The 13,711-nt window shown below is 37.8% G+C and carries 12 protein-coding genes and 1 tRNA gene; 6 read left to right on the top strand and 7 right to left on the bottom strand.

Annotated features, from left to right (window positions below):
* Positions 1-753 precede the first annotated feature (753 nt).
* Entirely contained in the window at positions 754-2,154 is a 1,401-nt protein-coding gene (locus ACAY30_RS05110; protein WP_290250520.1) for a site-specific integrase, read from the top strand.
* A 502-nt stretch (positions 2,155-2,656) separates the two neighbouring features.
* On the top strand, positions 2,657-3,817 hold the full coding sequence (locus ACAY30_RS05105) for an IS30 family transposase (protein WP_290250521.1): 1,161 nt from the start codon (positions 2,657-2,659) through the stop codon (positions 3,815-3,817).
* Positions 3,818-3,864: 47 nt separating this feature from the next.
* Here ACAY30_RS05105 and ACAY30_RS05100 read toward each other — a convergent pair whose 3' ends face one another.
* The 5 genes from ACAY30_RS05100 to ACAY30_RS05080 form a co-directional block, all read right to left on the bottom strand.
* Positions 3,865-4,428 carry a hypothetical protein gene (locus tag ACAY30_RS05100; protein ID WP_290250522.1) on the bottom strand — a complete coding sequence of 188 codons (564 nt, stop codon included), beginning with the start codon at positions 4,426-4,428 and terminating at the stop codon, positions 3,865-3,867.
* A gap of 149 nt (positions 4,429-4,577) precedes the next feature.
* Entirely contained in the window at positions 4,578-5,330 is a 753-nt protein-coding gene (bla, locus tag ACAY30_RS05095; protein ID WP_290250523.1) for a subclass B1 metallo-beta-lactamase, read from the bottom strand.
* Between the two features lie 125 nt (positions 5,331-5,455).
* On the bottom strand, positions 5,456-6,991 hold the full coding sequence (locus tag ACAY30_RS05090; RefSeq protein WP_290250524.1) for a serine hydrolase: 1,536 nt from the start codon (positions 6,989-6,991) through the stop codon (positions 5,456-5,458).
* 99 nt (positions 6,992-7,090) lie between these two features.
* On the bottom strand, positions 7,091-7,597 hold the full coding sequence (locus ACAY30_RS05085; protein ID WP_290250525.1) for a hypothetical protein: 507 nt from the start codon (positions 7,595-7,597) through the stop codon (positions 7,091-7,093).
* The gene (locus ACAY30_RS05080; protein WP_290250526.1) at positions 7,569-8,951 is read right to left on the bottom strand and encodes an MATE family efflux transporter; all 1,383 of its coding nucleotides are present in this window, start codon (positions 8,949-8,951) and stop codon (positions 7,569-7,571) included. The genes ACAY30_RS05085 and ACAY30_RS05080 overlap by 29 nt, the downstream gene beginning before the upstream one ends.
* A gap of 414 nt (positions 8,952-9,365) precedes the next feature.
* On the opposite strand from ACAY30_RS05080, the gene ACAY30_RS05075 reads away from it, so the two are divergent.
* A complete protein-coding gene (locus tag ACAY30_RS05075; RefSeq protein ID WP_353958579.1) occupies positions 9,366-9,680 on the top strand; it encodes a LysE family transporter in 315 nt (104 codons plus the stop codon).
* Positions 9,655-9,933, top strand: a complete 279-nt coding sequence (locus tag ACAY30_RS05070; RefSeq protein ID WP_353958574.1) for a LysE family transporter — start codon at positions 9,655-9,657, stop codon at positions 9,931-9,933. Before ACAY30_RS05075 ends, ACAY30_RS05070 begins: the two co-directional genes overlap by 26 nt.
* A gap of 474 nt (positions 9,934-10,407) precedes the next feature.
* On the opposite strand, the gene istB is transcribed toward ACAY30_RS05070, so the two are convergent.
* Both istB and istA read right to left on the bottom strand, forming a co-directional pair.
* Positions 10,408-11,163, bottom strand: coding sequence for an IS21-like element helper ATPase IstB (istB, locus tag ACAY30_RS05065; protein ID WP_290250527.1), 756 nt, complete (start codon positions 11,161-11,163; stop codon positions 10,408-10,410).
* Positions 11,153-12,670 (bottom strand): IS21 family transposase, encoded by a 1,518-nt coding sequence (istA, locus tag ACAY30_RS05060; protein WP_290250528.1) that lies wholly within the window; start codon positions 12,668-12,670, stop codon positions 11,153-11,155. Before istA ends, istB begins: the two co-directional genes overlap by 11 nt.
* Positions 12,671-12,969: 299 nt before the next feature.
* Between istA and ACAY30_RS05055 the strand changes: the two genes are divergently transcribed.
* The gene (locus tag ACAY30_RS05055; protein ID WP_290250529.1) at positions 12,970-13,137 is read left to right on the top strand and encodes a hypothetical protein; all 168 of its coding nucleotides are present in this window, start codon (positions 12,970-12,972) and stop codon (positions 13,135-13,137) included.
* 67 nt (positions 13,138-13,204) lie between these two features.
* Positions 13,205-13,281, top strand: a tRNA-Arg gene (locus ACAY30_RS05050).
* Positions 13,282-13,711 lie beyond the last annotated feature (430 nt).

Raw genomic sequence — 13,711 nt, 5'->3', positions numbered from 1 at the left:
TTTGCGGTTAAAGAGCCGTATTTTAACGCAACTCGCTACGTTGCAACCAACACCTAACAAATCAACAGCTAACCAATTGGTAGCCATAGAACGGCAAAGTTAAGGTACGACACAGTTAATCTAAAGCGACTGATGTGACCAAGATTAGCTATTGACCACGGCTGTCATTAATCGCTATTCTGTACAATAGATTACCTAAGTAATGTTTATTGGTGTTTATTATCAGGTTCAAGTCTGTCGTCTACCTGCCCTAACGCGTAACACAGAGAACCTCAATGAACTCATAACTATGCTCATGAGTATGTCCCTGTAGCTCAGCTGGATAGAGCAAGTGCCTCCTAAGGGCCTATTCTTCTTCTAACTATATAAATAGTTGTAAATATCGATTTTTGTCGATAGAGGTAGAATGAGGCTGAACCTAGTATAAACAGTGATCTCCATCTCAAAACTGCTTGCTAATTAGCCAGTTATTAGCAGTAGCTATTAGCTAAAAAAACACCCTAACCAGCAAATACATCTTTAGAGTTGCTATAGAGTCTACTATGGCGAGTATAAATGTTCATTTTGGGTGGTAAATTATAAGAATATTAGTAATTTTAAATATTTTTATAAAGATCAATAGGTTAGGTTTATTTTTTTAAGGTTTAATTAATTTCTAAATCAATAAGTTACCGAAATATAAGCAGTTTCATATTAGATCTTATCAATTTTTACTATTAGGGTTCGCCACAATTAATGATTGAGGTAGAACAAATGGTAGAAAAAATAATCAAAAAGTCACATTTTGAACTTAGTAATTATGTGACTAAAACTTATATCGCAGGGTCTCGTAAGTTTATGTTTAAGGAAGATCGAATTGATAAACTTCCACTAATAGAAGGTGGCGTCATTGATCTGCAAGATGCTCATGTTGCAGACCGTGGATACAGCTTAATTCTGAGACTGACAAAAACACAAAAGACATTCTATTTTAGAAGCCCAAATTCAGGTATGCAAAAACTTGGCACTTGGAAAAAGAGAACGAATAGTCGTTATTATCCCAAAGGTACCATCAGCCTTCCCAAAGTGAGAGAAATGGTTTCGGAGCTAATCGATCTCGATCGTGCTAAGTCCCTTGATAGCTCTGGTATTGCAAGAATGACAATACGTGAATATTTAGAAAGCGGTCAGTATGAAAAAGATCGAGAAAAAGTAAAATTAAAAAGTAATAAGGTCAAAAAAGTACATCATCGGACGATTAAAGCAATTGCTCATGGTGCTAGAAGTATCCTAGATCAAAAGATAAAAGATCTTAATGCTGAGTGGCTTGATACATTACGTAACGATTGGAGAACAAATTACCATCACAAGGGCAATGGAACAACCACTGTTAAATCTCTAGATACACAGAGGCGTTACTATACGATGATCAATGCAATGTTTAATGTTTGGGAAAAAGCTGGCTATATCCGTAAAAATGTAATTGGTGATTTAATTACAAGCTTTGTTGACGATTCAAAAAAAAGTGAGAAGCGGTTAATAAACGTAATTGATGAGATTTCAGTTAAAGATGCGGTCGATTATGTAATTGAGCATTTCGAGCAATCTACACCCAAATTAATGCATGGAAAGATCGTTTTAACAACCATGATGCTAACTGGGTGTCGAAATTGTGAAGTTTATCGTAACTTCGAAAGTAGTTGGAACTTTACAAAGAAAACTTTCACTGTTCCGGGTCAAATCATATTGAAAACTAATGATACGAGAGAGATCCCAATCGAGCATGAAGGTTACTGGAAAATGATGAATGATTATTTATCAATGGGAGGGCAATTTTTTTATAAAACTAAAGAAGGTTTTATGTTGCCAAACGCTAATAGTGCAGATGGACATGCAACTCCTAATTGTACAAATGACCATTGGCCGAAATTCAAAAGTATTTTTGGCATACCACAAAAAAAGCGTTTATATGACTTTAGACATACATTTGCAAATAACTTGAGAAAACTTGGGCATGATGTAGCTACCGTTGCATATTATTTAGGAGACGATCCTAGTACAGTGGCAAAGTATTACTTCCGTAAAGATAGTGAATTAGCTCGTGATGCAATCAGGAATATTCATAACCGCGGTATTAAGGAGCCCCAAAAGAGAAGGTTAACTCTTTTGAATTAACTGAGGATGATAATTGGGTTGAAACCCATGAAGAATTGATGCCGCATGAAATCAGAAAGTACTTCAATATGTTTAAAACAGGGCGGGTAAAGGAAGGAAAAATACGATCAAGTTGCTTTACTAAATTTATTGGCAACTTGCAGAAAATACCTAAACCACTTGAAAATGAAGAGTCAAAACTTTGGATGATGATGCAAATTATTTAGGGGCGTTATATAAAAGAGTACATGCATGTACTCTTTTTTATGTTAGGACAATAAGATTGAACTTAAACTGTCAGATTATAAGAACTTAATCAAACCTGACAATTGCATACAGTTGCTAGTTTGATCCATTCGGGTTCACAAGTTATAAACTAAAGCGAGTCGTGGAGAATTGCATACCTTAGCCCCACGAAGTTGCATAGGTGAGCCCCATTTAATTGCATGTTATGTCTCAAACTAGCTGTGAGTTCAACTGGTGAATGCAACGCTATCCTTATACTAGCTTAAGGAACGTTGACATGAAACAGAGAAAACGCATCTACTACAATGCTCAGCAAAGAGCATTAATTTGGGATCGCTACAAGCAAGATGATTCGGTTCACGATATCGCTAGGCTTTTTGACCGATTCCATTCATCAATACTGGGCATTATCCATAAAACCGGTGGGTATCGGCCCCCAGAACGAACTCGTTCATCAAGCATATTATCATTAGCTGAACGTGAAGAAATATCCCGTGGTTTAGCTTCTAATTTATCGTTTAGAGCCATAGCTAGAAAGCTAGGTCGAGCACCTTCAACTATTTCTCGTGAAGTTAGACGGCATGGTGGGCTTAAACAATATCGAGCAAATAAAGCAGATGCAGCAGCTTGGGAAAACGCAAAGCGTCCTAAACCTTGCAAGCTATCAGGTAACAAAGCATTATGTTCAATAATTGCTAGAAAGATGAAAGCGGCATGGTCACCGCAGCAAATATCTGGCTGGCTTAAAAGAAAGTACCCCGATAATGAGGAGTTTCATGTGTCGCATGAGACGATTTATAAAACGCTATATATTCAAACCCGAGGGGCTTTGAAGAAAGAGTTACAAAAGCATTTACGTACCCAACGCGCTGTCAGGAGATCTAAATCCGCCACGCTTAAAGGTAAAGGGCTAGGCAAAATTAAAGATGCTATACCGATTAGTGAAAGACCTGCGTCAGTAGAAGACAGAGCCGTTCCAGGCCATTGGGAAGGTGACCTAATTCAAGGCTCCCATAACAGCTATATAGTGACTCTAGTCGAACGTCACTCTCGTTATGTCATGCTAGCTAAAATACCCAATAACAAAACCAGTACGGTAATAAAAGCCTTAATAAAGCAAGCTCAAAAGCTTCCAATGGAGCTGTATAAATCACTAACCTGGGACCTGGGTTCAGAGCTTTCAAATCATAAGGAATTCACGTTAGCGACCGACATTAAAGTGTATTTCTGTGATCCTAAATCACCCTGGCAAAGAGGCTCGAATGAAAATACAAACAGATTATTGCGACAATATTTCCCGAAAGGTACTGACTTGGGAGTACACTCTCAACTAAGATTAAATCAAGTTGCTAGACAACTAAACGAAAGACCACGAAAAACGCTTGAGTATGAAACACCTGCAGAACGATTTAACCAGTGTGTTGCGTCAATCGGTTGAACTCGCAGCAGAAAACGGCCATTCAACTTACAAGACACGCCATATTTCTATTCACACCAAGTTATAGGTATCGTTCGAGGAACCTCCAAATTTACGGGGCCTGCGTTGAACTGACATTCATTGCTACCACACATATACCCCAAAAGTCCGGTAACTTCGCCATATTCTGAAATCAGTTTAACACTTTGGTTATTTTTAAAGTAAACCTTAGTCTCGCTATTACCACTTGGTACAAGCAAAGGGATGGGGACAATTATAACAAAAGCTCCTACACCAGACCAAGAATACCCGTCATGATATGTGAAAACCTCACAGTTTCCGATAGTATCAGTTTTGTCAGGTTGCCCCCAAAGAGATACCACCTCCTCTTTTGAGTAGGGTATTTGTTCACCTTGACTTAGATTGAGTCGCCCTTCGATAAAACCAAAAGAATCCTTTTGCAATTCATAAGTTCCAAATGTACCAATTGCTAAGCCAACACACCCTGAAAGACACAGTAACGACATAAAAACAATTAATATACGCATAATATCCTTGTTATTGTGTTCAAGATATAAAGAAAAAAAGAATTTGTTGCACATTCGTTTTTCATTAATTACTAATACTTCCATTTTAGAGACTCGCTAACCGTCAACAAAACCTTTGCGAGATGAGTAAAAACACATACATTACCAAAACTCTAATTCTATATACCAAATTAGTTCATAACGAATAAATATCTAACTAAAACAATGAACTAACCAATATCAGGAGTCACACTCTAATGTGTATTGCTATTATTATTTATACTGTTGCCAGTCTTTGCCAACACGGCTAATGATTGTGTATGTGTTAACAAAGTAATATCTCCAATTTTCCCGTGACCTGGAACAACTATTTGAACATCAGGATAACGATTAATTACATTTTGCAGCGACTCAGGCCATGCATTAATATTTGCATCTCCCGTGAAGCCTATGCTTTTATTATTTAGACTTTTCACAAAACAACCTCCAAATAGTATTTTTTCATTGGATAACCAGACAACAATATTGTCCTCAGTATGGCCTGGCCCAGGATAAAAAATACTAGCGCCCCCATTTATAAGTTCATAAGGGTTACCTAATATTACATCAGTGGACATTTCGTTGCCGTTCAATTGAAGCAACTCATTAGTTAATGATGTCGCGTAAGTTGGTATGTTCAAATCATTTAGAAGTGCTATCCCTCCGCTTGCGTCATCATGAAAATGCGTAACTACTGCACTTCTTACAACCATACCCTTCGATGTAATCCATTGTAACAATTGCCGAGTCCCAGAGGTCGTCCATGGAGTATCAATTATATGCGCATCATTGCCATTAATAACAACTAGACCTGAAGCCCCAATTAACCCCCAAGGTTCAACAGTCTTAAATGAAATATGTTGATAGGTGTTATCTCTTAATTTAATTATTTTAAGTTCTTCAGTACGTTCGCTACTAGAGTAAACCAAAAGTGGAATAAAAAGGGCTATAAAAATAATGTGTCTCACATCGCTTCTCTTCATATCTCAAACTGTCACAGCAGCTATATACAGTTTTTCTGCCATACATTTCATCGTGCTAACTTGTTTGGAGTAGTCCGCTCTAATTCTTATGACATCACCCCTAATTACCATTAGATTTTTGAACCCTCTTCACCGTAAAGGGTTATTTTTGTAGTGCCACTATCACCATAACTAAAATGTGCTTCTACACCAGTTTCCCTGTGAACATAGTGCCCAGGGGCCTTTTTTGTGGGGATTAAACGGTAGCGCTCATTATTGGGAAAAACAATGGCAATATCGCTTTTACTCTTGTCATATTCAACATCGACCTGCCAACCTTGTTCTGAAAATGCATACGTACCGGCAAGCAACTTAAGCTCTGCAATATTTGTTTCCGCCTTAGTGAATGTTTTGGATTTATAATATGGCCAATTGTAATGTTTAGAAATCGCCCTAAGCGTCTCTCCAAGTATTACCGAACCATTATCTGAATTCGTTAATATAACGGCCCCATTTCCCGTTGCTAAATGAATGACCATAGCCGTTCTATAGCCAGCGTTTCCTCCGTAGTGTGCAAGAGCCAATTCCTCATTATCACCCAAAGCAACAAAACCAAAATAATGACCATCGATCTTGTCTTTTAGTAGCTCTTTAATTACGCCTTTAGAATAAACTCCGCCAACTCCATTATAACCTCTACTTATTTCTATAAGGAATTTTGCTAAATCTGAAGCTGTTGACCATAACCCTGCCGCAGCTTGTGTTGGGTAATTATTCCAACCACCCTTGAGTACATTCCCATCAACATCATGACCTAGTGCAACATGCTTATATTCTGATTTTAAAAGCGGTTGAGAAAAACTAGATAAGTTCATTTTTAAAGGTGAAAGGCTCCAATCTGACATAACGCTATTAAAAGATTTACCAAAAATGTCTTGAAGAGCGACCTCCACAAGAGTGTAGGCACCTCCCGAATAAGAAAGTTTGCTTCCAGGAGTCGATTCTACGCTTATTTTTGGAGTGTTAGACGGGCTCACACCTTTTAATATTTCAATATCCGAAGGAACAGGCTCACCTTGTGAATAACCTACATATCCCCCAGAAGTGATTCCTGAGGTATGATTTAACAAATTCCGAAATGTAACAGGCTTCTCTGCCGATTGCTTTCCTTCAGGCAAGCTATAACTTTTTAAGTATTCACTAATATTCTGATCTAGGGATACTACGCCTTTCTCTTTCATGTTTAGGACACCCATCATTGTAATAGGCTTTGACAATGAAGCGGCTTGAAATAATGTAGTGCAGGTTACTTTGTCTTCCGAGTCGTAGCTTATCTTTCCAAGAGCTGAACTCCAATCAATTTTATGATTTTTGATTAAGGCAATAGAAATTCCACTTACTTTCAATTCTTGCATTCGTTGCGTTATTGAACGCCCTTCGTCTGGTGAATTTAGGAAAACAACTTTAGGTATCAAGTTGTCCAGAACTGACCTTTGCCCTTCAAATGCAGATATAGAAGTATCCTCATAACAACTTTCGTCGTTTTCCTTTGTAGTAGAGCCTAATTCGGAACTTAATAAATTTTTGGAAAAAAAGGCCAACAGGCAAATAATAAAAAGTTCTTTTTTAAAGATGGATTTATGTTTGAAAACCTGATTTGACGACATTTTACTCTCTTTTGTTGTTTGGTGTATTTGTAACTCTCTCATATTTAGATCAAATATTAAGAGATAAAAAACTTAGTTAATAAACTATGCATTAGAGCTCTATATAGGGAAGTGGCCGAAGACACAAAAGTAAGCTATCTCGTCCCACTCTTTACTGGGATAGGAAGCTACCAAGTTCCCTTCAACCTTGGATATCAATCCCTTGGGTAGTCCTAATACGGATTCAAAAGTACTTTTTTCAACAACAACAAATTGGTTTTTGTACGGATAAAGTAATTGATTTGAATCTAGAAACTCTTTTGCCTCGTCATAGTTTGTGAACCACTTATTTAAACTGGCCGTCTGATTTCTTGTATAAAATAAGCTTCCATAACCAACTTTATCTGAGCGGCCTGTCAACAAACTTTGTAAGCTATACCAATCTGGAAATCCCAGCTCTCTAGCAATTGTATGTTGACAATGATTTAGCTTTATTTCAGTAGTGTCTTTACTTAGATTGGGATTTGTTTTTTTAACTCTCTGATTAGCATGCTCATCACCAGCCTTGATCATTTTGAGTAGACGTTTAGCTTTAATTTTAAGCTCTGACAGCGCTTTGTTCATCATATCTTCTTAAGCTTTTATTAGTTTTAAAAAATAACGTTATGCATAATAGTAAACTCATCATCTCTGCAATTGGGAATGAATACCAAATGAACTTAAAGTCTAGTAACCACCAAGTGAGCATTAGTAAAGGCATTAAAAGCAAATAAACTTTACTCAAGGATAGAATTAAAGCTTTTAGTGGTCGCCCAACGCCTTGTAAATATGCGACAGTGATAACTGTAACTCCGGCTAACGGTAAAGTTATATACATAACTTCTATGATAGATATTGCATGAAGAATGACCGCTTCGTGATTGGTAAATATTTCTACTACATTACGAGTAAATCCTATGAGAATCACCTGAAGCAGAAGTAAATAAACAAAGCTAGCTTTTGAAGCCCATAAAAAAGCACTTTTAACTCTCTGTGCCGAGCCTGCTCCGTAATTAAAGCTTACGATCGTTTGAGTTGCATGAGCTAATGCAATTAGAGGGAATATCAGAAAGATGTTTATTCTATTTACAATTCCATACGCAGCAAGCAAAGGGGGATCACCACATAAACCCAAAATAGAGTTAATAAAGCCAATAACCATTACGGAACCAAAGAATTGAAAAAATATCGGAGTTCCAGTTGAGATAATTTTTGCTGTCATAAAAAACAGGTCATTTAGGCTTAAGTTTAGTTTCGATTTTACTTTGGATTGCTTCCTAAGCTTTATTGCAATGATAATTGCGCTAAACTGACTTAGTAATGTTGCTGCTGCTGCTCCTTTTAGTCCGCCATCAAATATGACTATAAAAATTACATCTAATACAATATTTAGAAGCGCTCCCCAAAGAATAACTATAAACAATTGACCCATGGCCCCCTCAGCCCTGAGTAAATCCGAGTAGAAAGAGAGTAAAAAAGTAAACAAGCAACAGCATATGATGGGAAGTAAATATTCCCAGGTTGAATTAATGAGATTGGTTGGAACGTTAAGTGCGGAGGTGATTTGATTAATAAATGAGATGCTTAACAAAGTTATTATCAATGACACCGCAATAGCTAAAAGCAAACCAACTCTTTCAATCTTTAATGCCTCGGCCAATCTATCTGCTCCCAAACTACGGCTAAAGATTACGCTCGTTCCGTTGCTAATCGCGGCAGCAGTAGCGATCAAGAACATTTGAACGGGGAAAGCCAAAGAAACTGACGATAATGCTTCTGTACCAATGAATCTCGAAACGAAAAAAGCGTCTACAACGTTATAAAGTCCATTTAGCATCATTCCTAGTGCTAACGGAATTGTAAACTTAATAATTAATTTATTTAGAGGTGTATTGCTGAGTTGTTCGAGATTGCTAGCGCTAGGCAGCTGTTTTTGAGACATAATTGAACCTTAAAGCATAATGGCACCGCAAAAGCCAAACTAAAAAGTTACAATCATTCTTACAGAAGTTTCTAATAGAGTGAATTCATCTTGTAGCGGTAACGGCGTCTCTATAAGCCGATAGATTTAATACTAACGCTGTACAAAAACGGTGTCAATATATTATTTTTCTATGTCTTAGATAACCAGGGCGCTGGGATTCAAATTTATTCACCAATTCAATAAATTTCCTATGTAGATTTAATTTCTTGCAATGTATTAGTTAATTAGTAAGTATCTGTGGCTGATCTATGGAGTGAAAGTAATGTTAGATATCTCGTATATTAGATGTTTGTCTGGCACTTTAAGTAACAGCTAAAAGTAAAAGGGTGTTAAACATTGTCTCTTGAAAGCTTTCTAGGACTATTTCTAGCTATGATAGTAGTCGCTTTAGTACCGGGTCCAGCAGTTATAACTATAACTTCAGCATCCCTAACTGGAGGTTTTAAACGTGGGTTGTATCTGACTATTGGCGTAATAATTGCCGATTATATTTTTATTTTATTTGCTATCTCAGGCTTGGCAATCGTTGCTGAGACTATGGGCACTACATTTATTTATATACAATATTTGTGTTCAATATATTTGATTTGGTTCGGCATATCTCTTTGGTTTTCAAGTAACACTTTACAAAATAAACGACAAAAATCAATTGTCCGATATCATGTCAGGATTTATGTTAACTATTAGTAACCCCAAAGCCATATTGTTTTATGTTGCATTATTCCCAGCTTTCGTGGAGCTAAAAGATACTAATCTGATAGATATGTTAAAAATAATGCTCTGTTCGACGATAGCTTTTGGTACCGTAAATCTTGGATTTTCCTATTTTGCTAGCGTTGCAGGTTCAAAACTAAATAACTCTAGTCACGTTATTACGATAAACAAAATTGCTAGCTTAGTTATGTTATCAGTGGGGATTTCAATAGCATTAAAAACTTAAAAGTCTTATCTATACGCCTTTAAAAAGGGATACCTATCGTCTATCAATTGAGTATCATATCACCCAAGAGAAACCATTTCCCATAAAAAAATAAGGGGCAAAAAAAAATACGTACAATAGGACTAAATTTCAAGCGGAATATGATAACTGCTCCACCTAATTGTAGTCTTTTATTTTTTGCGCTTTGAAGCTAAGACAGCAATGACCACAACGATAATTACAACGATTACTCCACCAACTACTGAATTGTTCATGTTGATTCCAACTCCTACTTATTAGTAAATTGACCCTATCACAATATGTAAGCACCTAACCCGATATTTGGCTATTGCGGGATGCAGCCAGATTATACAAAGTTCTGTTGCATAGCAATTATGTTTGTTAATTTGCATTTAAAACTGATCCACTATTTGCATTGAAAAATGATCCGCCTAATTAGGTCTATTATGACCATTTTTAACAATTTATTACCAGTTATTTCTCCTTCAGTTTTTTTGCCGCAGATGATTCTTTGAAGCGGTAGCTTTCATTACCGGTTTCAATGATATGACAATGGTGAGTGAGCCTATCTAGTAATGCGGTTGTCATTTTTGCATCACCAAATACCTTTGACCATTCTGTGAAATTGAGGTTAGTTGTTATTGCTATGCTTGTTTTTTCATAGAGCTTGCTGAGCAAATGAAATAGTAACGCACCACCATTTTGGCTGAATGGCACATAGCCAAGCTCATCAAGGATAACAAGATCTACACTCATTAATCGGTTAGCAAGTCGACCGGATTTGCCATCAAGCTTTTCTTTCTCAAGTTCGTTTATTAACTCAACGGTTGAAAAGAAACGAACTCTTAAGTGATGATGTTGGATAGCTTGAACAGCAATGGCTGTGGCTAAGTGTGTTTTACCTGTACCTGGACCACCAACGAAGACAATGTTTTGGCTATCTTCAATGAATTCACAGCGATGAAGCCCTTTAATTAGATCTTCATCAACACTGCTTTCATTGAAGTCAAAGCCATATAAGTCTCGATAGGCAGGAAACTTGGCAACCTTCATTTGATACGCAATAGAGCGTACTTCACGGTCGGCAACTTCTGCTTTAAGCAGGGTTTCCAGTATCGGAATGGCTTGGGTAAACGCAGGAGAGTTTTGTACGGCCAAATCATTTACGCTGCTTTTGATTCCATGCAACTTTAAGGTTTTTAACGTGTTTAACAGAGCTTCAATGTGCATGCTTTCGCCCTCTTAGTTGTTCATAAACACTGGTATCGGTTGTTGGTTCTTCTCTAAGCTTGAGGGCTGTTTTAACAGGCAATGGTTTAGGCTCTGGTTTATCCATCAAACGATTTAAACAATTGATAACATGCTGCTTTGAGGTAAGCCCCACGTTCAAACTTAGCTCGACGGCTTTCTCCACAAGCTTTTCATCGTGATGCAGTACAAGCGACAAGATATCAACCATTTCACGGTCTCCGCCTTCACGTTTAAGCAAGATGCTTTGTAAGTGTTTGAAGCATTCAGGTTGCTCTTTGAATGGTGCACCGTTACGCAATGCACCAGGCTTTCGCTGAGCCACTAACAGATAGTGGTGCCAGTCATAAACAACTACGCCATGTTGGCCGTGGTCACGGTTAAACTGGCGCTTATGCGCCGCAACCTTGTGCTCTTCAGCAATGAATTCAAGGCGGTCAGGGTAGGTTCGAACACTCACGAAACGGTTTGCAAAGCTAGCAGGTACGCTGTACCTGTTACGTTCGAAGTTAACGAGGCATGTTGAAGAAACCTTTTTCGTGTGTTCGATGAAACCATCGAATGGAGAAATCACTTTCATCAAGTGTTTCTTCTCTTCTAACCACACTTGTTCAACAGTCCGATCATCATAACTAGGGTGCATAATTTCTTGCCATTGGGCTTGGCATTTTTGCTCTAGCCATAGGTTTAACTCATCTAGAGTTTTGCACCTTGGTGCATCAGGCCAAATACTGCCTCTGGCATCACGAACGTTCTTTTCAACTTGTCCTTTCTCCCAGCCTGCGGCTGGGTTACAGAACTCAGCTTCAAACAAATAATGGCCTGCCATGGCTTGAAAGCGGCGATTAACATCTCGTTTTTTGCCTTTGCCAACTTTATCGACAGCGGTTTTCATGTTGTCGTATATACCACGCTCAGCAACACCACCAAACACCCGAAAGGCTTGTTGGTGCGCATCAAATAGCATTTCATGGGTTTGAGTAAGGTAAGCTCTCAAGAAGAAAGCCTTGGCATGGCTTAGCTTGAAATGAGCAACTTGCAGTTTGATTTTGCGGTGGCCAACATAAGCATAGTTCTCGCCCCAATCAAATTGAAACGCTTCACCTGGTGCAAATTCGAGAGGCACAAAGACCTTCTTATTCAAGCCATGCGCGGCTATCTTTTTCTCTTCACGCCATTGCCTTACAAAGGCACAAACTCGGTCGTATGAGCCAGTAAAGCCCAGTTCAACAAGTTCTTTGTGTAATCGCTTAGCGGTTCGGCGCTCTTTTCTTCGGCGCTTAGAATCTTTGTCTAACCATTTGCTAAGAATATCCTTGTATTCATCCAGCTTACTTACCGTCTCTCGTTTCGGGTAGTTTGGCTCAACACAGTCTTGTTCAAGGTATTTCTTAACGGTATTTCGAGATAAACCCGTTTCTCTGGCTATTTGCCGTTGTGACTTTCCATCTTTGAAATGCCAACGTCTTAAAACGCTTAATAATGACACATCTATCACTCCAAATTTTCTCCCGCGAAGGAGTGCGAGAGTTAATTAAAGAAGTGGATCAGTTTTGGATGCAAATTAGGGGTTGAAGTGGATCAATTTTCGATGCAAATTAACACCTTTTTTTATGTACTTCAAATTTGCACCGTTCTAAAACGGCCGAAGACTTTTTTAAGAGTTTAAAGACTGAACATAAATTCAAGTCTGCTGGTTTAAGTGCTAAGTACTGTGAAAAACATGGAACTCAGCTATGTACTATAGAACTTCTAAATTGGGCTGACGTTGTTTTTACGATGGAGCCAATGCATCGAGATAGAATTGAAGCTTATGCTGGTAAAGATTATTTACATAAGATTCATTGTTTAGATATCGAAGATGTCTATCAACATATGCAAAATTCTCTAGTCGAGTTATTAGCCGAACACCATATGCTCAAGTTTTTGCAAAAAGTTGAGTTGAGACAAGACTGAGCTAGAAGCAAGCTTTACTCATTGAAAAAATTAAGAGAACTTTGTAGTCTAATTCACACATTGATATGTCCCGGTAACTCAGGTGGATAGAGTGTCAGCCTCCTAAGCTGAAAGCCGCAGGTTCGAATCCTGCTCGGGACGCCACAAATATCACACAGTATTTATCAATGCTTATATAACTCTTTGTATTATAAGCTATATTCATGCTATGAATTTAAATTTAAAAAATTCAGTTCCTGATAAATAACCATTTTTTTTTAACGGCAAATTCTTGACATCCGCCTCCTAAGCACTAGGTCGGACGTTCAAATCGTCTCAGGGACGCCACTCGTTGCCTGTTTGACGGTTCAAAGCAGCCGGTAAAAGCAAGCTAAAAACTTTCAAAATAAAAAACAAAACCTACTAAAATCGAGCTATTTAATAGACTAAACCTAGATAAAAAACTCTCACACACGTGAAATAGCGCCATAAAAGCCACATCTCAACGTCATTAAAAAAGTAATTTTAAAAACTTTCAGCCGCAGAAACACCGTTTTGTGAATTTGCTACAACGCTACAGTAGTGAGATTTTCAC

The organism is Thalassotalea ponticola, from assembly GCF_041379045.1.
GTDB lineage: Bacteria > Pseudomonadota > Gammaproteobacteria > Enterobacterales > Alteromonadaceae > Thalassotalea_A > Thalassotalea_A ponticola.
Note: the sequence above shows the minus strand (reverse complement) of the source record. Positions and strands in the feature narration are given on the sequence as shown.

Bases quoted from the DNA above. Each gene is read 5' to 3' on its own strand.
- ACAY30_RS05110 (WP_290250520.1), top strand. From the start codon at position 754: ATGGTAGAAAAAATAATCAAAAAGTCACATTTTGAACTTAGTAATTAT.
- ACAY30_RS05105 (WP_290250521.1), top strand. From the start codon at position 2,657: ATGAAACAGAGAAAACGCATCTACTACAATGCTCAGCAAAGAGCATTA.
- ACAY30_RS05100 (WP_290250522.1), bottom strand. From the start codon at position 4,428: ATGGAAGTATTAGTAATTAATGAAAAACGAATGTGCAACAAATTCTTT.
- ACAY30_RS05090 (WP_290250524.1), bottom strand. From the start codon at position 6,991: ATGTCGTCAAATCAGGTTTTCAAACATAAATCCATCTTTAAAAAAGAA.
- ACAY30_RS05085 (WP_290250525.1), bottom strand. From the start codon at position 7,597: ATGATGAACAAAGCGCTGTCAGAGCTTAAAATTAAAGCTAAACGTCTA.
- ACAY30_RS05080 (WP_290250526.1), bottom strand. From the start codon at position 8,951: ATGTCTCAAAAACAGCTGCCTAGCGCTAGCAATCTCGAACAACTCAGC.
- ACAY30_RS05075 (WP_353958579.1), top strand. From the start codon at position 9,366: ATGATAGTAGTCGCTTTAGTACCGGGTCCAGCAGTTATAACTATAACT.
- ACAY30_RS05070 (WP_353958574.1), top strand. From the start codon at position 9,655: ATGTCAGGATTTATGTTAACTATTAGTAACCCCAAAGCCATATTGTTT.
- istB (WP_290250527.1), bottom strand. From the start codon at position 11,163: ATGCACATTGAAGCTCTGTTAAACACGTTAAAAACCTTAAAGTTGCAT.
- ACAY30_RS05055 (WP_290250529.1), top strand. From the start codon at position 12,970: ATGCATCGAGATAGAATTGAAGCTTATGCTGGTAAAGATTATTTACAT.